We start from the raw sequence: 22,852 nt of genomic DNA, 5'->3' as shown, positions 1-22,852 counted from the left end.
GAGCAATTAAAAACGTCAAGAATATCAAAAGACTATTGACCATAGTGTCATCAATCATCAGAGCTTCTCATTCATTATGAATCAACAAATGCAACTCACAAAAACCGAGCAAAAATCGGCCAATACTGAATCGACTTTAGAACATGGCACACTAAATGCAACGACTCATACAGTAAGTGAGGTTGTCAATACAGATTTACAATATGAGCGACGCTTTCAGGGGACGCAGACATTGTATGGTATGGCAGCATTCGATGTCTTTGCTGCAGCACATGTTTATGTGATTGGAGTGGGCGGCGTAGGCTCTTGGGCTGCTGAAGCATTAGCGCGTACCGCAGTAGGCAATATTACGTTAGTTGATTTAGATGTATTGGTGGCTTCCAATGTCAATCGGCAGCTACCTGCGCTTGATAGTACCTTTGGGCAAAGTAAGATAGCAGCACTGGGCGCACGTTTGCAAGAGATTAACCCAAAGCTCACTTTGCACTTGGTAGATGACTTTTTAACAGTTGAGAATGTCTCTACATTATTACCCAATCGGAGTGAGGCAAAAGCTGCCGCAGCTGAGCAAAGGCCGATTGTGATATTGGACTGCGTAGATGATATGAGTGCCAAACTGGCTATTGCATTACATTGCCGTTTTAATAAGCTAAAGCTCGTTTGTGCAGGTGGGGCAGGGGGCAAGATAGACCCTTCTCAGATTACAGTCAGCGATCTAAAGGACAGTTATCAAGATCCATTGTTAGCGCGGTTACGTAACAAGCTGCGCCATGAAAAAGGCATCAATAGCGCTCTAAAAGATAAATTCGGTATTAGGTGCGTATACTCAACTGAGCCGCCGCGCGTAGACAAAAGCTGTCAGACAGGCGGGTTACAATGTGGCGGCTATGGCTCTGCAGTTGCGGTAACCTCTGTAGTGGCAATGATTATGGTTAGTGAGGCATTACAAATGCTGAGCAAACAAGCTGGGGTCTGACCCATTACTTCTTATTAACTTGGAGACGGTTTTGTCTATTCATACTTATCCGCTGGCGTTAGATGAGCATTTACGTATCGCTAAGCTACATGAATACGACGTGCTTAACACTTGTAATGAGCCTGCATTTTCGCGTTTGACTGAACTGGTTAAATTGTTCTTTGGTGTGCCCATGGTGGCTATTACTTTCATGGATGAACACGTACAGTATCTAAAATCGCCGCATGGATTCGGTGATTTATGTACGACCAAGCGCGGCGTGGCGATTTGTAATTACACAGTATTATCTAATAGTGTTTTTACTATACCAGATCTATCACTTGATGAGCGTTTCGTCGACAATCCATTAGTGACAGAAGACCCTCATCTACGTTTCTATGCAGGCGCGCCAATTACTCTAACAGAGGAGAACAAGACGTATCATTTAGGATCACTTTGTTTGTTCGATACCAAGCCCAACAATACATTTGATGACGATAAGGCTAGACTGCTTTTACAGTTCGCTGAAATGGCGGCAGATGCATTGCAGTTACAAAAGAATCAACATCGCGCCAAACATGCCAATCAAATGAAGTCTGAATTTTTGGCAAACATGAGCCATGAAATACGCACTCCCATGAATGGTATTATTGGTATGGTTGAGATGCTTGACGATACTGATTTGAACGTTGAGCAAAAAGTCTATGTCGACAACATAAAACTGTCAACAGAGCATTTGCTTGCGATTATTAATGGCATCCTAGACTTATCTAAAGTTGAGTCAGGCAAGATGACTGTTGATGACATACCTATGGACTTGTCATTATTATGTGATGAAGTTGTCAGTTTATTTGCGGTCAAAGCTCGTCAGCGTGGACTCATACTGGACTACAATTATAGTGAAAAACTATCGCCTTATATGCAAGGTGATCCTGTAAGGCTAAAACAGATTTTGGCTAATCTAGTTAATAATGCGATTAAGTTCACTCGTGAAGGTGGGCATGTCAGTATTAATGTCACTCATGCGCCGCATTGTAAAAAGGGTGGGTGTAGAAGCTTAGGTGCAAAAACAGATGAGATCATTTGCCATGATATGACGGTCTGTATTGATATCAAAGATACAGGCGTTGGTATTAAGCCTGAATCACTGGATGCTATTTTCGACGCTTATAACCAAGCAGACAAATCTACCCATCGCTTATACGGTGGTACAGGTCTGGGTCTGTCTGTTTGCAAGTCTTTGGTTAATTTGATGGGCGGACATGTTTGGGCAAACAGTGTCGTGGGAGAGGGAACGACGTTTAAGGTATTGTTACCTCTAAGGTCTATAAGCCAAGAAAAGTATGATGACTGGCAACGCTCAAACATCATAGAGATTAGTCCCAATTCTGAGTATTCTGGTCATATATTATTGGTTGAAGATGATAATGTTAACGCTATGATTGCCAAAAAAGCATTGTGTAATAATGGGCACAAGGTCACTCACGTGACTGACGGACAAAAAGCCATTGATCAGTTTTCAGCACACCCGCGGCGCTTTGATGTGATACTTATGGATCACCATATGCCGATCATGGATGGGATACAAGCAACGATCAAGCTGCATGAGATTTATGACCCAGAAACACTACCACCAATCATTGCGCTAACGGCAAATGCTATGGATGGCGAGCGCGAAAAATATCTGAAAGTTGGCATGCAAGACTATTGCACCAAACCTTTTAAAAAAGAACAGCTCAACGCGTTGGTACAGTATTGGCTTATGCACCAACAAGCAACAAAAAAACAGGTCAGTAGTAGAGACCTAAAAGAGTCATCATAGCAGATAGCTGCCGGTATCAAGTATCGAATAGCAAGTAAAAATCTGATAGTAATAATAAAAAAGCTCGACCATTGTTATGATGGTCGAGCTTTTTTTATAGGTCTGACGGTATCAGCTAACTCGAGTTTGATAGTCACCTGTGCGCGTATCAACGCGAACGATTTCACCTTGCTGGACGAATAATGGTACACGTACGACTGCACCTGTCTCTAAAGTTGCAGGCTTACCACCGCCGCCTGAAGTATCACCGCGTACACCAGGATCGGTTTCGGTAATCTGCAATTCAACGAAGTTTGGCGGTGTGACTGACAATGGCACCCCATTAAACAAGGTAATCACGCAAAGCTCGTTACTGTTGTCTTTTAACCATTTTGGCGCATCGCCAATAGCCGCTTTGTCCGCTTGTAGCTGCTCAAAGCTTTCAGGGTGCATAAAATGCCAAAACTCACCATCATTATATAGATAGTTCATTTCAGTATCCAACACGTCGGCCGCTTCTAAGCTATCACCTGATTTAAAGGTTTGCTCGAGTACTTTACCACTACGAAGGTTGCGCAGTCTAACGCGGTTAAAAGCTTGGCCTTTACCAGGTTTGACAAACTCATTTTCAAGAATGGCACAAGGGTTGCCATCAAGCATGACTTTTAAACCGGCTTTAAATTCATTGGTAGAAAAACTTGCCACAAGAGACTCCTAAGGGTTGTAGTAATTATATTGATAGGTTACTGATTGATTATCGACGCGTTGCCAAACCTGACACGGTGTTACTTATACTGGAATACCTATCATATGGGCCAAAGTCTATGAATGGCAAGGGTAAATAGGTATAAACCATAATGTTTGCTTGGCATGCTTTGATAGTACGCTGATTTACAGCGTATAATGTCGGTTTTTAGGCACACGCATTAGGTTGTCATGATAAACCATTTAATCACACAAAAAAACTGGCAAACACAACTATCTGAAGCAATCACATCGATAGATGAGTTACTAGAGATACTCAACCTTGAGACGATGAAAGCGCAAGTTTATGCTCCAGCGCACTTTCCTTTACGTGTCCCGCGTGCCTTTGTCGCCAAAATGGCGGTGGGTGATGCGCATGATCCTTTATTAAAGCAAGTGTTACCAGACAGACAAGAACAAATCGCTGTGACAGGTTATATCACTGACCCCTTGGCTGAAAACGACCAAAATCCAATTAAAGGTCTGCTACATAAGTATCAATCTAGGATACTATTAACTGTGACGGGTGCGTGCGCCATCCATTGTCGTTACTGCTTTCGTCAGCACTTTGATTATAACGCCAATATGCCAACTTCCACCGAACACTTAGCGATTGCCTCCTACATTAAAGAGCACCCTGAGGTCAATGAGGTTATCTTAAGTGGTGGCGACCCATTGAGTGTTTCTAATCGGCGACTATTTGCCTGGCTTGATACCTTAGAGGCGATACCGCAACTGACCACTATTCGCTTGCATACACGCTTGCCGTTAGTAATTCCTGAGCGCTTAGATGATGCTTTGCTAGATCGCTTTAGTCAAAGTCGCTGCAACATCGTGCTGGTTGTTCATTGCAACCATGCCAATGAAATTGATACGAACACGGCTCAATATTTGCAGCGTGCACGGGTCGCTGGTATTGTGCTGTTAAACCAAGCCGTATTATTAAAGGGTATCAATGACAGTGTCGAAACTCAAACTGCCCTCAGTCAGCGTTTGTTTGCAGCAGGTGTTTTGCCTTATTACTTACACGTACTCGATAAGGTCTTAGGCGCCGCTCATTTTGATAACGATGAGCAGTCCGCTGTTGACTTATATTGGTCGTTGTTGGCTAAGCTTCCTGGGTATCTTGTGCCAAAATTGGTAAAAGAGTTGCCAAACAGACCATTTAAGGTGCCAATTGATATTTATAAAGACAGTCAAGGTATGCAGGATAGTAAGTTGTGGTAATATGTTTTGCTGAACATTAGTAGCGCTCTGTAACGCACATACACACAAGTAATATCGCGACTGTTCATTTGAGAATAGAGGTTTTACTAAAGAGGGCTTATGATAACGTTGTCAGATTTTCAGGATCATCTATCACATAAAGCACCACTAAAACACTCTTCGCGTAAATATGGGGATGGACAAGAACAGCAGCTGGGTCGATGGGCAGCAAGTTTACCAACACAAACTGAAGCTCAGCAGGCCGTGCAAATAGAGCAGGTGTTGACTGAGCTTGCCGCAGCAGACTTAGATGACAAACTACGTCTTAAGCTTTTGACTATTGTTGCTTGTGCATCCGAGCGCTTGATCACCTCTTTGCACAAGCATTATCATTATGAGTTAGGAGCGCTTAGCAAGACGCAGCGAGTATATGTGGATCAAGTCAAATCACTATACTACTCGACCATACTGGCCTACGACAATATCATACAACGCAAGAGTCTGACTTTAACTAATCAGCGAGGTCCAACAACAGGCCGAGGTTGGACGCGTTTTTTGACGTTAGCTAAAACATCACCGCTTGTTTTGGCTGCTGCTATTTACCAGTCACTCACCATTTATCAAAAATTATTGAGTGAGCACGACGTATCTTACCAACCATCACCACCACACTTATGGGCTGCGTTTAATGAGCTATATGACCTAGCTTGTCAGATAAATGTGGCACATACTGATTTGAGCACGCAAGTAATTGCCAAGCAGGCACACAGTATTCACGGCTTATATGTACAGATTTGCTTGCAGAGTTTATTGAATGTCCGTGCCATGCGCCGCTCCAATATGCTATTAATCCAGCGTCTACTACCGTTATGGGCAACTCATGTCCATGCTGCTATCGAGCCGCAGACTGAGACGCGTATCTTTGTAGACTTACAAAGCGGCAGTCCGCCTGATTATCTCACTGCCAGCTCCGCTATCAATCCCTATGAAGCGCACCATCGTTGTTTATTTATCGAACTTGGACCATTGATAACATACTTACAGCAGCGCAAGCAGGCGTTGGTTGATAGTAATAACGCTGCGATTGAATATCAGCTGGTTAATAAAGTATTAATGGCCATGAAACATCGTTATGTCGAGCGAGCAATGACATTACCGACCAAGTATCATACAAGACAGCGTGCAACTGTCATTGGTGGTTTTAATAACATTCATTATAAAGTGGCTGGTGCAAAGAGCTTAGTAGACTTGATAGCTGCCAGAGAGTTGGCAGTTGAGCAGCTGCCACGCTATGATACACAGCCCAAGAAGGGCGATACACAGGGTGTCCTTGAAGTAGAGGTAATTGATAGCACAGACATAGCATCACAGATGAGAGTCTTACATTTATTGTCTCCAGAAGATTTAGTGGTGCCACTGTCAAAGACAGATGATGAGGCGAAAGGACAACGATCAAGCTTGCCCAAAGCAGACATATTAGACGCCGAGACGGACAGTAGCGACACACTTAATATAGCACCGCCACCACTTAGTTTTATGAGTCTGTTATTGTTGCAATATTCACATAATGACAGCAAGTGTAAATGGTCAATGGGTATGGTACGCTGGCTCAATCTTGATAATAAACCTATTGAGGTTGAATGGCAGGTACTTGGGCATGTACTGACAGCTTGCGCTTTACGTTTGGATATTAGAGACCATCGTGGCCAAAGCTTTATGCCAGCTTTCATGGTGGCTGGCGATGAGAGCTTACAGACAGAGTTTAGCATTATAGTGCCTTCTCATCATTTCCAAACCAATGACAAAGTCATGCTGCGTATCAATGACAAACAAAAAACACTCTGTTTACAGCAATGTTTACTAAATAGTGAAGAGTTTAGTCAGTATAAAGTGATACAGATTTAGCTGGATAAGATTGCTACAATCAATACTTTTATACAAAATTAAGCATTGCTCAAGTCCAATCATAATCTAGTATACTGTCACGACGGTTATAAGAATAAAAAGGCCTATTATGCGTACCAAATCTGTCCTAAATCTCCTAGTTATAGACGAAGATCAGCTTTATGCCGAGCGTTTAGTCAGCTTATTATCTGCTTACTACGATGAAGTTAATCTTGGGTTTTTGGATGATAGAGAGGAGCTATTAAAGTCACTACGTCAACAGTGGGACGTCTTGGTATTTGGGCGCGCCTATGACTTAAGCTTCACCGATGTCGTTGGTATCGTGCAAGAGCAAAACCTTGATCTCCCCATCATTGGTCTGATGAGTGATGAGATGGCGAGTACTGGTCGTAATGACGATGGTTTGCCCTCAGTCATAGATGGAGTGATGGTAAAGGCTTTACTCGCAGATAAAGAAGTACAAGTGGTAATGGCAATCTGCCTACAACATGCCAATTTGCGTAGCCTACGACAGCTTAATAGCTTGCGTCATGTACTCTCCGAAGCCGAGCAGCGTGCCAATATTTTAATCAAAAACTCTAAGAGTGCGGTTGCTTATATCGATCAAGGCATTCATATTTTTGCCAACGAGCCCTATTTAAAGTTGTTTAACTTTGAGTCGATGGACGATATTATTGGTCTGCCAGTTATTGACTTTATTGCCGGTAAAGATAATGTCAAAGGTTTTAAGGAGTTTTTACGTCAGTTCGATAAAGGTCACCGTGAGCAAGTTGAATTTAACTTTGACAGTAAGCGTATGGACGGTAGTACTTTTGAAGCAAAGCTACAACTCGCTGTCGCTACGCTAGATGGTGAACCAGTCACCCAGATTATCATTCAACAAAACAATAATAACAGCGCTGAGATTGCCAAGCGTTTGGCCGCAGCCGAGCGTCAGGACAGCTTGACAGGACTATACAACCGCCGCGGCTTTGAAGAGCGTTTTGAAGCCTTGCACCAATCGGTAGTAGCAGGCAAAGCGCACGCAGCCTTATTATATATACAGCTAGATAATATCGGTAAAATCAGTAGTAGCTTAGGCTTGCAAGGGGTGGATACGACCATTCAGCAAGTGGCTCGTATGCTTGAGCAAACGGTAGCAGAGGGGCACATTAGCCGCTTTAGTGACACAGCATTTACAGTGTTAATTGAAGATTTATCATCTAAAGCGCTGGTCGATCTTGCTGAGAGTATCCGCCGGCATATCAGCGATATGCTCATCGAAGTCGATAAACGCACAACCAGTACGACTGTGAGTATTGGTATCGTCAAAATAGAATCCAATGCCGCTGAACCGCAAGTCTTGTTTGATCGTGCAGTTGATGCGATCAACCATATCAGAGTTGAAACGGCAAATCAGGGCAACGCTTATCACTTGTATGATCCAAGTGAGCATGCAAACAGTGATGATAGCGCTTTAGCTGAATATCTAGTCAGCGCGATCACCCACAATCGCTTTGAGCTATTTTTTCAGCCAATCTATGATATTAATCAAGATCGTAGTGACTTCTTTGAAGTTTACCTGCGTCTACCATTAGCCGATGCTGAAAATACGGTACTGACACCTGACAAGTTTATGACAGTCGCCAAGACGCACCACTTACGCGAAAAAATAGATCGCTGGATATTAATCAATGCCTGCAAACAATTAAATGAGGTGCGCAAGACTCATCCTGAAGCGCGCGTGTTGATACAATTGACCAGCGCGTCATTAGTTGATAAAAAGCTGCCAAGTGTGGCTGGCCAGTTGATAAAAGCGGTGGGGGGCGTATCTGGGGCATTGACACTACAGTTTAATGAGCAAGATGTGGCCAATCATCTGACGATTGCCAAATCTCAGTTTGCTGCTTTAAGCGATATAGGTTGCAAAATAGGTATTCATAACTTTGGTACTTCTGCAAAATCGATTGAGATTGCTGAATTTGTAGCGCCTGATATGACGCGCCTTGCACGCGATTATGTAAATGAGATTAATAAACCTGATAATTTAGAGGCGATTAAATCTTTAATCGTACGCACTAATGAGCTTAATATTGATGTATTGATGCCTTATATTGAGGAGGCTGCTACGATGTCGGTATCTTGGAGTGTCGGTGCGCGTTATTTGCAAGGGTATTATCTAGAAATGCCAAGTAAAGCAATGAATGTCGTCTAAAAGCTCTCTATGTATCTTAAGCTATTTGCCATTTGCTTAAGATAACGGCGGTATGTTCAACAAAGATCTTTTTTGAGATAAACTTTTTTACCTTACTGCTATCATAGCTTTGCAAAGAATGTATCCTAGCCGCACTATATCGATTTTAAAATAAATCGAGGATGGCTTATTACTCAGTAATTAAGTACTCATGTAATGTATCAATCTACGCTTGTAAGCATACCACCATTTCTAAAATACCATCGTACATCTGCTATTATTTCGTTAGGCTGACCAAACCTTTCCAATCCATAGACATAAAGAATATATAAACATGCCGATCAACGCCAATATTTCATTCAGTGGTACATTAATTGCAGTGCTTGTATTGACGATCCTGACAGTGATTACTGCTTGTGAGCGCACCCCGCCTGATTATCGTGATCCTGTTACCATGCCAGTGTATAGCGCAGGAGACGCTGATAATGGTGCTATCATCTATGAAGAAGCTTGCGGCCAATGCCATCAGTTAAGTCCAGGAAGCAATAAAAAAGGCCCACAATTGATGAATATATATGGGGCACCAGCAGCTGAACTAGAAGACTATGACTACGGTGCAGCGCTAACTAAATCAGGCTGGGTATGGGATGCAAAAACTTTAGACCCTTATATTGCTGATGCTCAAAAAGCAATGCCGGAGTCAAAAATGCTGTCAGACCCGATGCCAGATGCTAGTGAACGCGCTGATATTATCGCTTACCTATCTACTTTGCGTATGGCTGCTCCTGCTATCGATAGCGATGGAAAACCCATAGATACTGAGCATACACAAATGAGTGATGAGCCAGTTGAGATAGAAGACGGCGTAGAAAATCAACCTGCAGCCAGTTTCTAATCACAGCAATTATTCAAGCTTGGTTTGTTTTCAACTTTATTGCTTTTTATAGTTACTATATTTAATAGAGCGTTTTTACTTGTCGTTTTTATCTTATTAAAATAGGTGTATTGGCTATTACTGACCACTCCAAACGAGTCAATGTGTCAATATTTCAGTACGCACTAATACAGTCGGTAGTTTATTATGCACCAAAGCCATGCTTACGATGTCGCATCTCACACAGATACTGTATCTCCATTAGAGTCAGACGCTGTCTTAAAGGATTCAAACGATGTTACTGGCGATTATTTAGCCAATCAGCGTCAAGTGGCACAATTGCTTGTTCAATTAAATCAAATCGTGCTTGATAAGCCGCAAGTGGTCAAGCTGGCACTGAGCTGTGTGCTGGCAGGTGGACACCTGCTCTTACAAGATCTACCTGGTATGGGCAAAACCACCTTGGCTCAAGGGCTGGCACAGTTACTGGGCTTGTCATACAATCGTGTGCAGTTTACCAATGATATGCTGCCAGCCGATATTCTGGGTATGAGCATTTATAATCAAATTACTCAAAGCTTTGAGTTTCGTAAAGGGGCAATTTTCACTCAGCTATTACTTGCTGATGAAATCAACCGCTCTAGTCCAAAGACCCAAAGTGCGTTACTAGAAGCAATGGAAGAGCATCAAGTCACCCAAGATGGGCAGACTTACCGTTTACCTCAACCGTTCTTCGTCATAGCTACCCAAAATCCCATGCAACAAGCAGGTGTCTATCCTTTACCTGAGTCCCAGTTGGACCGATTTTTGATGTGCCTATCGCTTGGGTATCCTTCACCAGCTGCCGAGCGAGAGTTACTACGGGGCCAAGATCGTCGTAAGTTACTTGCAAGCTTACAGGCGGTGCTTGAGACAGATGCTGTATTACTTGCACGCCAAAGTGTTCAACAGGTATATGTAGCAGATGTCGTATTGGATTATCTACAGCGATTGGTTGCAAAGACTCGAGTTAGCCAAGAATACCATGGACTGTCACCTCGCGGTGTATTGTCGCTACAGCGTGCCGCTCAGGCTCATGCCTATGTCTCAGGTCACCAAGAGGTCACACCAGAGGACATTCAAGCTGTTTTTGCTGCGGTTACAGATCATAGGTTAGGCCAACGATTTGTGCCATCGCACATCGTTGGCGGGCAAGGCTCACAGACTATTGCTCAGCGAATTATGCATGAGGTACCAGTAATTGTTTAAACTAAGGTTTGAGCGCACGCTATAGTGTAACCATAATGATAAGACAGTTATGACTTTATTACCACGTACCTTATTACCACGTACTTTGACTCAGCCAATAACGCAAGCCTTGGCGCGCTGGTTTGCCAAACGTGCTCCTAAAAGTGACAGTGCTACTCTTAATTTGCGCAACGTCTATATTTTTTTCCGACGTGAAGGGCTACTTTTTGCCATACTATTGATAATTACCTTTATTGCTGGTATCAATTACGGTAATAACTTGGTTTTGGGGCTTTGTTTTTACCTTATTAGTATATGGCTGATTAGCTTTCATGTGACCTTTTTGCACATATCTGGCCTGCATGTTCAATTGTTAGAAGTCACTATGGCAGAAGTAGGGGCGCCAGTCTGGGTGACCCTGCAAGTGCGTAGTGAGAGTCGCCAACCAAGACGACAATTGATGTTTAGGTTTGAGCAACATCAATTGGACAATCAAGAAAATAGCGAGCATGAATATAAGCGCAACAGCAAGCGTAGCCGTAAATTGCTCAACAACGATCCCAAGCTGCAGGTACTGCTACCACGCGTACAAGATGAACAAATTATTCGTTTACCTATTATGACCTATAAACGTGGTCAGCTTGAGCTTCCTAAATTAACAGTCAGTACGGTTTATCCACTTGGTATTATGCGTGCCTGGTCGTACATCTATTTTGCGCGTACTGCTTGGGTCTATCCAAAACCATTGGCTTTTGACTGGCAGACGCAATATGTAACTGCAAGTTTAGACGACTTGCCGACAGGTGGGCAATATAGTCAGCACATTCAAGGCCAAGACGATTTTGAACGTCTTGATAGTTATATTGAAGGTGAATCACTAGCCAGAGTCTCGTGGGCGCATGTGGCACGTGGGCAGGGGATGCTTACCAAGCATTTTGCCGATTCTATCGGTCATGAGCAGAGCCTCAATTATGCCGATATGCCAGCTGCCTATCATGAACAAAAGCTTGCGCAACTGGCTCATGGCGCGATCACGCTTGGCAGTCTTGGAGTGCCCTTTACCATGCAACTGCCTAACGAGAGCCATACAGAGTCAACGATTGGACACAGTGAGGCTTTTGCGCAGGCGTGTTTACTACGATTGGCACAGTCATCATGATTGACTCTAAGCACGCTCGCAACCCTTCTTCTAGCCTATCTTTGCCTAACTCATCTGCTTTTGCAGCGGTAACCTCGCCTGCAAGTTTTGAGAATCTGGCATTGGGAAATACTGCTAACAATAGCCATGACCCAAACAGAAAATGGTACAGCAAACTGCTAGCGCTACCGGCTTATTATTGGGTGTTGCTGACTCAAATTCTCGTTATATTTCCCCATGCTGTTCATCTGCCGTTATGGTTAATGCTCTTTGCTTTAATCACTATCATTGCCCAATTGCCTCACATTAAAGCCAAGTTTAGACAGAGGTTTAAGCAGCTTCGCCATCTCAAACGCATGTATCAAAGCATACAAATGCTTGGGTTTTTATTAGGATTGGTAGGCTTGTGGTTGACCTATAACACAAGCTTTGGTCTGAATATGGGTGTGGCTTTTTTAGTGCTGTGCTTGATTAGTAAGCTTTGGGAATTGTATAAACGCCGTGATGCTTATGTAGTGTTGAATTTATCATTGTTTGTGCTTGCTGCACTATTTTTAATGGATCAAGGATTGGTCACTACTTTAGAGGTCATCATAGGTACGATTGTCATCTTGCTAGCATTTATTGCGCTCAATGATGACGGCAATATACGCGGTGATGGACGCCTGCGTACACTTGGTATATTAGGGGTAGGGGCATTACCGTTATTAGTGGTGCTGTTTTTGTTCTTTCCGCGTCTGCCGCCACTATGGTCAGTGCAATTATCAGGACAACAAGCAACTACTGGTGTCTCAGACAGCATGTCACCTGGCGATTTTGCCAGTCTGAGCCAATCCACTGCACTGGCTTTTAGAGTTGAATTTGCAGATAAACGTCCACCGCAAAGCGATCTGTATTGGCGCGGCTTGGTATTTAGCGATTTTGACGGTGTGACATGGCAACCGAATCGTAGTAGCCGGCAGCAGTGGCAGCCAGCGCGACAAATTCCTGTATGGATTGAGCGTGCGATTGCTACTGTTCCTAATAGTGTGCAGCTTGCACCCGATAAGTATGAGATACTTTTAGAGCCAACCCAGCAAAACTGGCTATTTGGGCTTGATTATCCATTTACCCAGCGTACAGATGTCAGTATCACATCGGAATTTACTTTATTAAAAGACAGTCCGGTGACCCAGCAGCTACGTTACAACGTCCTGCGTTTTGCACCCATGCGTATCGATCCTGTACTTGATGAGGATTCACGTCGTATTAACGTGACACTACCTAAAGATGGCAACCCACAAGCACGTGCACTTGCTCAGCAGCTGTTTGCGCAATCGGGTTCAGATCCTGTGCGCTATATGCAAGCACTTGAGCGCTGGATTAATCAAACAGATTTTCGTTATACATTATCGCCGCCACGGCTAAATGATAACCGCATCGACGAGTTTTTGTTTGATACCAAAGCTGGGTTTTGTGAGCATTATTCTTCAAGCTTTGCTTTTATGATGCGGGCGGCTGGCATTCCTGCGCGCATTGTGGCTGGTTATCAAGGCGGCGAACCAAGTCGCAGCGGTGACGTGTGGGAAGTACGTCAGATGGATGCTCATGCATGGACTGAAGTGTGGCTTGAGGGACAAGGATGGGTACGTATTGATCCGACTGCATTTGTGGCACCAGAGCGTGTCGAGCAAGGAATGGACGCACTGTCTCAATCTCAAGGAGCAGCGTTGTTTGGCGATGGAGCAGGGGCGCAGATTAGCTATCAGCAGTATCAGATGTTACAAACGTTGAGGCGGTTTTCTGACCAAGCCAGTTATTACTGGCAAAAAGACATCGTCGGCTATGATCAAGACAAGCAAGTAGGCTCATTATTAAAATGGTTCAACATCAGCTCAGTTATGCAACAAATCGTTTGGTTAGCTGCTGGTGCCATCACAGTGATATCTATAGTGACATTTATACTATGGCAACGACGACGTAAGCGTTGGCATTCAGCAGACTTGCCTTTAATCAAGTTATCTAAACGACTAGGTAAAAAGGATAAGGCACTCGCTCGCCATGATAATGAAGGACAACTAGCGTGGCTTGAGCGGCTAGTAGATAGCCTTACAGAGACTGATAGTCGGCTTGTCACCGACAATCTCAAACTAACTCAACAGTATGTCAACGATATTAAACAGGACTATCGGCAACTACGTTATGGGCGACTGAGTACGCTTGATGTAAGTCATGCTAAATATCAGCAAGTACTTAAAAAGCTTAAAGAGAATACGCGCAGATTGTCATAAATATGAGTAGTGCGCTCCCTAATGGAGTTTCCCATAATTGCTATGGTTTTAGATACAGAACTAAGAACCATAAAAAGAATTTGACGATGAAATAGTGCTTATTTAAAAATAACTTCTGGTTTAGAGAGAAAACACTTGCAAAGTCTCAAAAACTTGCTAAAATGCTCAACCTAAATAGGCGTATAGCTCAGTTGGTTAGAGCGCTACCTTGACATGGTAGAGGTCAGCAGTTCGAATCTGCTTATGCCTACCAAATTCGAAAGTCCCAATCTTATGATTGGGACTTTTTTTGTCTGTAAAATATGGGGTGTAGTGGGAGAGCTTCTACTTTTATAAAGAAGATAATGTATGGTGCTACGGCTAACGCAATCTTGATAAGAATAAAGTTACCAATATAGTGTCGTTTGCTGTTGTACTTACATTGCTGGATTTGATAATTGGGAGACGATTGTCCCTTCTTAAGGCCATACAGTGGTTATATTAGGGATATGTTATTTATAAGATATACAATAACTCAGCCTAGAAAAATGATGGCCATACTAAAAGTACAACCACCATAGCAAAATATTTCAAGAAAAGTAGCAAAACCTAAACGGCTGGTCTAAATTTTCTGCGATAGAGTTTACGTATTATTGGCATAAATACCATCAAGATAGCCAATATCCATAGCACTATCGAAATATTACTACTCCATAGGATACTCAGCTCGCCTTGAGATATAGACAAAGCGCGTCTTAGATTATCTTCCATCAACTCGCCTAGTACATAGCCCAAAATAAGCGCTGACAATGGGAAGTTTGTTTTGCGTAAAAAGTAACCGAACACGCCTAGCGCTACCATAAATACTAGGTCGAAAGTTGTGCTGTTGATAGAATAAACACCAATGAAACTAACCGCTGCGATAGACGGTATCAATATATAGTTTGGCACATCAAGTAGTTTGGCAAAAAAGCGTACTAAAGGGATGTTCATTACGAGCAAAATAACGTTACAGATAAATAAAGAGGCAATTAAGCCCCAAACGATATCAGGCTGCTCAGTAAATAACTGTGGACCTGGCGTAATATTATATAAGGTTAGTGCACCCATCATAACGGCTGTCGTACCAGAACCTGGCACACCCAAAGTCAGCATCGGTACAAATGAACCACAGGCTGAAGCATTGTTCGCAGCCTCTGGAGATGCCAAACCTCGAAGATCACCTTCACCAAATTTACCAGTTTCGCCAGCAATTTTACGTTCACTGGTATAAGTCATAGCACTAGCGATAGTCGCGCCTGCGCCTGGCAGAATACCAACAACAAAGCCCATAACACCACTACGCAACATCGCACCTAAGCTGAATAACAGCTCTTTTAAGTTAAATAAACTACGCTTACCTTGCTCGACAACTTTTTGCCCAGTAGAGGTTCTTTCAAGCAAGATTAGAATCTCACTGACACTAAAAAAGCCAATCACAATCGTGGTAAATTGAATACCATCAGACAGATTCACCGAGTCAAAAGTGAAACGGTACACGCCAGTCACCGCGTCAACACCAACCGTAGCAAGACCCAAACCAATGAGCGCTGAAACGGCTGTCTTAATAGGTTGATCGCCAACTAAGCCACTCAAGCAAGTGATGGCAAATACCATGAGTACAAAATATTCAGCAGGACCAAAAGATACTGCCCAGTTAGCTAATAGTGGTGCAAACAGCACTACACCGATAGTAGCAATAGTAGCCCCAACGAATGAAGCCACGGCTGATATTGATAACGCAATGCCTGCTTTACCTTGTAAAGCCAGAGGGTTACCATCCAATGAGGTCATGACAGCAGCAGCAGATCCTGGAACGTTTAGCAAAATCGCAGAAATACGCCCCCCATATTCACAACCAAGATACACTGCCGATAGCAAAATTAGCGCACTCTCTGGAGGTAAGCCAAGCGCAAAGGCAAAGGGAAGTAATATCGCCACGCCATTAATAGGACCAAGTCCAGGCAACATACCGACCACGGTACCTATAAAAGCACCGACCAGGGCTATCATCAAGTTTTCGGGTGTAGAGGCGACAGCGAAGCCATGCATTAAAAAATTAAAGGTTTCCATAATAGCTATCCCATTATCCCTGATAATAATCCAAGTGGTAACACGACATCTAATACCATGTCGAACAAAACGTATAAGGCGATACTGATCACAATTGAAAAAATCAGGCTCTTAATAGGATTACCAGCAAATAATAGACCGACTGCGAAACACATGAGTATAGTTGCAAGGATAAAACCTAAAAATTCAAATATCAGACTATAAACAGTCAATGCAATGATGCACAAAATTAGATTTCTAATAACGGTTTTGTCGTAACCTAAAATAATTTTTTTGGTAAAACGAGCGGGGCGAAAAGCAATCACTAAAGTCAGAAACGCCATAAGGGAGAAAATCAGAATAGGATAAGGGCGAGGTCCTATAGGATCATAAGCGATAGGGGCAACATAACTCATAGCCAAATAGATTAAAAATAAGCTAAATAATGCCATTAGCCCAGAAAATAAACGTTCCATCGTCATAAGGAACACTCCTTGCGTTTTGAGGCAAAAAGGCTAACAACTGCATACATTGTTAGCCTTTGAAAAATACTATAAATGCTTAGTATTTAGTCCATGGTTATTGGGCTTCAACAAGACCGTATTCAGCCGACAACTCGCGCAGCTCACCAGTACGCTTGTATACGTACTCTTGTAGTTCCTCACCAGTCATAGAGAATGGTAGTAACTCTTGCTGCTCGCGTATTTCAGCAAATTTTGGATCAGCAAGGACATTATCAAAAGTCTCTTTCCACCAGTTATAAGCGCTAGGGCTCACATCCGGACCCATATAGTAACCACGAACCACCGGCCAAGTGACATCGTAGCCTTGCTCTTTGGCAGTAGCAATATCGCTCATACTGCCATCTAGTCTCTCATCTGCAAACACAGCCAACACGCGTAGTTTACCAGCACTAGCTTGTGGCATTAGCTCTGCAATACCGGCACTAACCGCAGTGATATGATTACCCATGACCGCTGTAATTGCCTCACCGCCACCTTCCATTGCGACATAAGTCATATCACTAGGATTGACCCCAACTGCTTTGGCTAACATAGCAGTTTGCATCCAGTCCTGACCACCAACACTACCGCCTGCACCGAAGCTGACTGACTTTGGATCTGTTTTTAGAACTTCAACCAAATCGTCTAAAGACTTGATGTCTGAGTCAGCATTTACAGCAACAGCGCCATAATCGGTACCAACACCTGCAAGCCATTTCACGTCTTTTTCCGTAAATTTACCAAATTTACCTTGCGATAAATTCAGAATAGAACCAGTAGAGAAGGCAATAATGGCATCTTCATTGTCGCGATCATTAGCCACAATCTTATTATACGCAACAGCGCCTACGCCGCCTGGCATATAGGTCACGCGCATAGGATCTTCTAGAATGCCAGTCTCTTTTAAGCCTGCTTGAGCAAGCTTACAAGTCAAATCAAAACCGCCACCTGGTTTTGCTGGGGCAATACACTCTGGACGTGAAGGCCCAGTAAACTCGCCCGAGCCATCTGTCGCAGCTGCATCTGTACTAGCCGTTTCGTTTGCATTGTTACAGGCAGTCAGAGATAGAATAGATAGGCCAAGAGCCAGATAGGAAAGCTTTTTCACACGACACTCCTTGTGTGTATTTGCACACTCAAAATTCAATAGAATTCTGATCAAAATAATCAATTATTAACGCTTGAAATTATGATCAGATTAGAAAAGTTACTAGACTTCATCAAAATATGTTTTTCTAACACTGCATAAAAGTAACAGAATACTTTAGAAATGACAAGAAACATATGTATGTCTGTATGAATTTTATTGTATTATAGAGAGGCGTAAAACTACTTACCATCGTTTTTATTAATACCTTGCAGTCAGATATAGAAAAAATTTTGATAGGTGTTCTTGTTTATAAGCCTTTAGAATATAAGCTGGATTACTAAAATGGCTATTATTCCAACGCTAATATCTAGAGGTACAGCCTTAAATAGTAGGGAACTAAAAAGCTTGTTTTTTTCTATAACGACTTGCGAGGCGCCTAACATTAGACTACCTCCTGATGAGAAAGGAGAAAGTGATGAGCTTTGTGCGCCCACAACAATACAGGTAAACAGCAATAAGGGACTGAGCCCAGAGGCAACGGCTAAGGGAAGCACTATAGGAAATAGAGTAGGAGCAACGACGCCAAGTGTACTAGCAAATACCGACATAATAGCGCTGATAACGAAGACCAACATCGGTATTAACCAGATAGGAACGTTGGTACTGAGCCATTCTGTCAGTTCGTAAATGACACCGACTTCTACGCCGAGGCGAATTAGCATACCGACGCCACAAATCATAATGAGCGTGTTCCAAGGTATGAGTGCAATCACTGCTTTTTCATCACCCAACTTTAAAAATAGGCTGATCAAAGCAAAAATAACAGCGATAAAACCAATATCAATCCGAGCATTCAAAAACTCAATCGCCGATACTTGCGGCATGAGTAGATTGAGAATGGGCACAATAAGCACAGTAGCTATCATGATAAAAATAAGCACAATAGATTTTTTTTGTTTACTATCAAAAGGCTCTGGCACCGTCGTTTGAATCGCGATTTTGCTATTTTTGGCATTGAACAAGCTATAGCCGCCCAGTAGAATCACAGGTATTACAAAAGTAGCGGCAAACACTCCTAAAACATAAGTAAAGCTATTGTCATTGGCAACCCCTGCATCGCGCATCAGCTCCCTGAAGATAACCCCACTTTGTGAAGTGATAAAGTTAGCACCAGCGAGCGCGCCATAATTCACAGATAAGGTCGCAATGACAAGGTTTAAGTTAGTGCGTTTAGACAATAGCAGAATCATAGGTGCCATCGTGGCCAAGACAGTGTAATAACCGGCGCCTAAGCCTGCCACGATCGTAGCAACAAAGAATATAACTAAAGGCAAGAATTCTGGAAAATGGCGACACCTATAAATTAGATGACTAGACAGCTTTTCTAAAGCGCCGTTAGCAAGAGGAAAGTTATAAAAGAGGGTCACAGCAAAGATCACAAAGAAGATTTTGAGTGGCCATAGCTCAATAATCTCATAAGCTTTCAGTCCCATACCAAAACAACCGATCAGGTAGGAAAATGCAATAGCAAACAGACCAATATTGATCTTAGTGGTATAGCCCAAAATAATACATATCACTATGGCTGCTAGAATATAGAGAGTCACGGCTTTTCCTTGGTCCTAACAGTAGATGTAGAGCTATATACAGTTTGTAGATTAAAGAACATGACCAAGTATGGGCAAATAGCTTTCTACACTAGAAAACCGTCCATCTTCAGAATCATATCTAATCGCATAGAATGATAACAAAAAAGGTAACGTGAATTAGATAAGATTGACTGAAAAATTTAGCTTAGCGCTAATATCAAAGTGATTAACATGAAAATGGTTTAGAGCTTAAAAAATAACTGCGCACATTCTTCTTTTTAAAGTAATAAAAATGTTTTGAAGAGTTGAGAAATTTAATAAAAATTCCATAATGGTGAATAAATGATAGATAATTTCAAGAATTTTAAAATGCCACGATATGAGCAGGTAAGATGGCACATACAAACGTTACTAACAGAGAGTAAATGGGACGAAAACACTCCTTTACCTAGTGAACAAGAATTCGCTGATAAGTACCAAGTATCGGTAGGAACCGTGCGTAAAGCGGTTGAAAAACTTGTCGACGAAGGGGTTTTGATAAAGCAGCAAGGTAGAGGGACTTTTTTAAAACGCCCAGATTTTGGAAGTTCATTATTAAGGTTTTTTAAGTTCCGTGACAAAGAATCTGGTTATGTAACGCCGACCGGTATCATCAAAAAAATCATGGTGATAGAGGCTATCGATGATATTAATCAAAAACTAGATATAGGTAAAAATAAAGCGCTAATTTATATAGAGCGCGTTCGTGTTGTCGAAGATGACGTGTTACTGAGTGAAAAAATTTGGCTACCTAAAAGTCGTTACGAAGCTTTTGTAACCTTAGAGCCCGAAGATTTTGAGAACCTTCTTTATCCGTTTTACTATACAAAATGTGGTCAGTTTGTGTCATCTGCCGTTGAGACCTTGTTTTTTATAACCAATCACATCGACCCTTATTTGGACAATACTAAGCAAGAAAACTTAGTGAAGGTATGCCGTATTGCTAAGAATTTAGAAGGTGATCCTATTGAGTATAGAGAGTCATTTGGACTGGCAGAAAAGTTCAGTTATGAGATCAATATCATTTGATAGTTATGGTGTGTCATCAGTTAAGCTAAGCAACATAGGATGCTCAATGGGCAGTACTCAATAAGTGAAGAGCTAACTCACAGCTGATGAAGACGCTTCCCCTAGGTTTAGATTATTTATTAGAACAGCACATTAATGTTTCTTATAATCATGATGAGACCACTGATTACCATTAGCATGAGCAGCATTATCCTAAACTGACTAATACTCATTCCTGTTAAAAAGCGTTTGCCAATGATATTACCAACGACCGCACCTAGTCCTAATACGAGACCATACACCCAAAGTTTGACAGTAAATACGCCAAAAAAAGCGTAGCTACCGATTTGTACGATACCTACAAAAAAGGAATTAGTAGTTTTGGTGGCAATCAACTTCTCTTTTTCCAGCCCAGCATTCATATAAAAAGGGTTAAGTATAGGTCCAAGACCACCTACTAACGTGCTCATAAAAGCAATGATAAAGCCCAACGGTATAAAGCCTACTTTTGGCATATCAAAAGTTTTATCTACTTTACCAAATTTATATTGGAAGATAGTAGATACTAAAAATACCCCAACCAATAACTGAATCCAGTCAGCATCTAAACGACTAAAGACCAGTGCTGCCAGCCATGCTCCTACGATGGCACTTGGTACATAGTATTTGGTCAACGACCAATCGATATCATTCCAGAATAAATAAAGCCGTGAGGCGTTACTAATAAGGGTAGCCAAATTAATGACAGGGGGCGCAACTGCTGTCCCTATCATCGAAGAGGTAACTGGTATCAGCAAAATGGCACCGCCACCACCAGATACAGTAGAGATGATAAAAGCAATCATACCAGCGGCAAATAAGCCTACTAAGTGCCAGTTTGGTATAGTCTGTAATATATTCAAAACGATAGACACTATGAAATCCTATTTCAAGCATTACACCAATTGATGATTTTTAATATAATCAATGTACGGCATTATGTTGTTTAAGAGTAGTTGCTTGACCTACCAAATTCGAAAGCCCTAATCTTTATAATTGGGGCTTTTTTTGTCTGTAAAATATGGGTTGTAGCGGAAAGTTCTTTCGTGACACTCTATGATAATAAAAATTTATTTATCTTTAAGACATCTAAAAAGTTAAATAATACTTTGTACTGCATACCTTAGTTATACAACAGCATTCCTTACATTAATATCGCTACCTGCAAATCCCATTAAAAACTCCTTTTTACAATATTTTGTTTTCTTACTCATGACAAAAACCTAAATAAGCAATTAACCTACAAATTTATCTTTGCAGTTTTCTCAGCGAATTCAAATTTCAGGTGCATCGGTTTAGTTATATATAAAAGATAAAGGGTATATGAGGGGTATTATTGTCAAAAATATATTCAAATTGTTTTCTGGTCATTATTTATGATATTAATCATGCTAATAATCTACTATAAACAAAAGACGAATAATAACTGAAAATTTCAGTATGCAAGTGTATACAGAGTACGTTACAATATAGACACAAATAGCAAGATATAATGCTTTTTTGTATATTTATTAAACTAAATATATGTTATTTGTACTTTTAAAGTATATTAATTGTACTATAAGGTTACAGTAAGATAAAAAGTAAATTACGATTGTAAATGAATATAATAAACAATTATTTGTTTTTATATATTATTTTTATACCACAAGATTTATAATATCTGGAGATTTACCATGCAATTTAAGAAATTTGCAAAAACTGCAACTTTATTTCTATTCGGTAGCGTAGCTGCTATTACTAGTGCGAATGCTGCTTCCAGCCCTGCAACCAGTAGCTTTGACGTTAACATGGAGGTTGAGTCTATATGTACTATAAGTGCAGCACCTCTAGCTGTTACGCTTAATAATACTGAAGCGGGTCAAGCGACTGCCGCAGTAACACAATCTACTGATTTAACTGTAAATTGTTCTAAAGGTGACTCTGCTACTATTAGCTTAATACCATCATCAACTAATAGCGTCAATGGTACTGGTAATTTAGGAAATTCAGAACTTGCAGGAGAACTAATTGCTTATAAGTTGACTTCTGGCTCAGCTGAAGGCGCTGCTTGGGGAGGTACTGGTAATACACTTACCACTGCTGCAGCGACTGACTACAAGACTGGTATTACTAGCACTATATATCTAACAGTGACTGATGACGCTGACGTAATACCTGGTGTTTATAGTGACACTATTAACGTATCAGTAGCCTATTAATACCATGTTAGCTCTTCGGT

General features: G+C 41.7%; 17 protein-coding genes and 1 tRNA gene. 12 read left to right on the top strand and 6 right to left on the bottom strand.

Features of this window, described 5'->3' with window-relative positions; translation table 11 throughout:
* Positions 1-241: 241 nt before the first annotated feature.
* Both ACS8FB_RS07390 and ACS8FB_RS07385 read left to right on the top strand, forming a co-directional pair.
* Positions 242-976, top strand: coding sequence for a tRNA threonylcarbamoyladenosine dehydratase (locus ACS8FB_RS07390; RefSeq protein ID WP_299217996.1), 735 nt, complete (start codon positions 242-244; stop codon positions 974-976).
* A 31-nt stretch (positions 977-1,007) separates the two neighbouring features.
* Entirely contained in the window at positions 1,008-2,777 is a 1,770-nt protein-coding gene (locus ACS8FB_RS07385; RefSeq protein WP_439261781.1) for a GAF domain-containing hybrid sensor histidine kinase/response regulator, read from the top strand.
* 111 nt (positions 2,778-2,888) lie between these two features.
* Here the strand turns inward: ACS8FB_RS07385 and efp are convergent, their stop codons facing one another.
* The gene (gene efp, locus ACS8FB_RS07380; RefSeq protein ID WP_299217444.1) at positions 2,889-3,461 is read right to left on the bottom strand and encodes an elongation factor P; all 573 of its coding nucleotides are present in this window, start codon (positions 3,459-3,461) and stop codon (positions 2,889-2,891) included.
* A 231-nt stretch (positions 3,462-3,692) separates the two neighbouring features.
* Here efp and epmB point away from each other — a divergent pair, with 231 nt between their 5' ends.
* The 8 genes from epmB (at position 3,693) to ACS8FB_RS07340 (ending at position 14,546) form a co-directional block, all read left to right on the top strand.
* Positions 3,693-4,727 carry an EF-P beta-lysylation protein EpmB gene (gene epmB / locus ACS8FB_RS07375; RefSeq protein WP_439261779.1) on the top strand — a complete coding sequence of 345 codons (1,035 nt, stop codon included), beginning with the start codon at positions 3,693-3,695 and terminating at the stop codon, positions 4,725-4,727.
* A 99-nt stretch (positions 4,728-4,826) separates the two neighbouring features.
* Complete coding sequence (locus ACS8FB_RS07370; RefSeq protein WP_439261777.1) at positions 4,827-6,611, top strand: hypothetical protein; 1,785 nt, start codon at positions 4,827-4,829, stop codon at positions 6,609-6,611.
* Between the two features lie 109 nt (positions 6,612-6,720).
* Positions 6,721-8,805, top strand: a complete 2,085-nt coding sequence (locus ACS8FB_RS07365) for an EAL domain-containing protein (protein WP_439261775.1) — start codon at positions 6,721-6,723, stop codon at positions 8,803-8,805.
* A gap of 313 nt (positions 8,806-9,118) precedes the next feature.
* Positions 9,119-9,679, top strand: a complete 561-nt coding sequence (locus tag ACS8FB_RS07360) for a c-type cytochrome (protein ID WP_439261773.1) — start codon at positions 9,119-9,121, stop codon at positions 9,677-9,679.
* Between the two features lie 186 nt (positions 9,680-9,865).
* On the top strand, positions 9,866-10,906 hold the full coding sequence (locus tag ACS8FB_RS07355) for an AAA family ATPase (RefSeq protein WP_439261771.1): 1,041 nt from the start codon (positions 9,866-9,868) through the stop codon (positions 10,904-10,906).
* Between the two features lie 49 nt (positions 10,907-10,955).
* The gene (locus ACS8FB_RS07350; protein WP_439261770.1) at positions 10,956-12,044 is read left to right on the top strand and encodes a DUF58 domain-containing protein; all 1,089 of its coding nucleotides are present in this window, start codon (positions 10,956-10,958) and stop codon (positions 12,042-12,044) included.
* Positions 12,041-14,293 (top strand): transglutaminase family protein, encoded by a 2,253-nt coding sequence (locus ACS8FB_RS07345; protein WP_439261769.1) that lies wholly within the window; start codon positions 12,041-12,043, stop codon positions 14,291-14,293. The genes ACS8FB_RS07350 and ACS8FB_RS07345 overlap by 4 nt, the downstream gene beginning before the upstream one ends.
* Positions 14,294-14,469: 176 nt before the next feature.
* Positions 14,470-14,546 (top strand) — tRNA-Val (locus tag ACS8FB_RS07340).
* 335 nt (positions 14,547-14,881) lie between these two features.
* Here the strand turns inward: ACS8FB_RS07340 and ACS8FB_RS07335 are convergent.
* The 4 genes from ACS8FB_RS07335 to ACS8FB_RS07320 all read right to left on the bottom strand — a co-directional run bounded on the left by ACS8FB_RS07335 (position 14,882) and on the right by ACS8FB_RS07320 (position 19,563).
* Positions 14,882-16,384 carry a tripartite tricarboxylate transporter permease gene (locus ACS8FB_RS07335; RefSeq protein WP_439261768.1) on the bottom strand — a complete coding sequence of 501 codons (1,503 nt, stop codon included), beginning with the start codon at positions 16,382-16,384 and terminating at the stop codon, positions 14,882-14,884.
* A gap of 5 nt (positions 16,385-16,389) precedes the next feature.
* Entirely contained in the window at positions 16,390-16,845 is a 456-nt protein-coding gene (locus ACS8FB_RS07330; protein WP_439261767.1) for a tripartite tricarboxylate transporter TctB family protein, read from the bottom strand.
* A gap of 97 nt (positions 16,846-16,942) precedes the next feature.
* Positions 16,943-17,974, bottom strand: coding sequence for a Bug family tripartite tricarboxylate transporter substrate binding protein (locus ACS8FB_RS07325; protein WP_439261766.1), 1,032 nt, complete (start codon positions 17,972-17,974; stop codon positions 16,943-16,945).
* Between the two features lie 299 nt (positions 17,975-18,273).
* Positions 18,274-19,563: an SLC13 family permease gene (locus ACS8FB_RS07320; RefSeq protein WP_439261765.1), complete on the bottom strand. Its 1,290-nt coding sequence runs from the start codon at positions 19,561-19,563 to the stop codon at positions 18,274-18,276.
* Positions 19,564-19,887: 324 nt separating this feature from the next.
* Here ACS8FB_RS07320 and ACS8FB_RS07315 point away from each other — a divergent pair, with 324 nt between their 5' ends.
* Complete coding sequence (locus ACS8FB_RS07315) at positions 19,888-20,613, top strand: GntR family transcriptional regulator (RefSeq protein WP_439261764.1); 726 nt, start codon at positions 19,888-19,890, stop codon at positions 20,611-20,613.
* A 119-nt stretch (positions 20,614-20,732) separates the two neighbouring features.
* On the opposite strand, the gene ACS8FB_RS07310 is transcribed toward ACS8FB_RS07315, so the two are convergent.
* Complete coding sequence (locus tag ACS8FB_RS07310) at positions 20,733-21,506, bottom strand: sulfite exporter TauE/SafE family protein (RefSeq protein WP_439261763.1); 774 nt, start codon at positions 21,504-21,506, stop codon at positions 20,733-20,735.
* Positions 21,507-22,307: 801 nt separating this feature from the next.
* On the opposite strand from ACS8FB_RS07310, the gene ACS8FB_RS07305 reads away from it, so the two are divergent.
* Positions 22,308-22,832, top strand: coding sequence for a spore coat protein U domain-containing protein (locus ACS8FB_RS07305; protein WP_439261762.1), 525 nt, complete (start codon positions 22,308-22,310; stop codon positions 22,830-22,832).
* The last annotated feature ends 20 nt before the right edge of the window (positions 22,833-22,852 follow it).

It is taken from the genome of Psychrobacter sp. 1U1 (assembly GCF_051847535.1).
GTDB lineage: Bacteria > Pseudomonadota > Gammaproteobacteria > Pseudomonadales > Moraxellaceae > Psychrobacter > Psychrobacter saeujeotis.
Note: the sequence above shows the minus strand (reverse complement) of the source record. Positions and strands in the feature narration are given on the sequence as shown.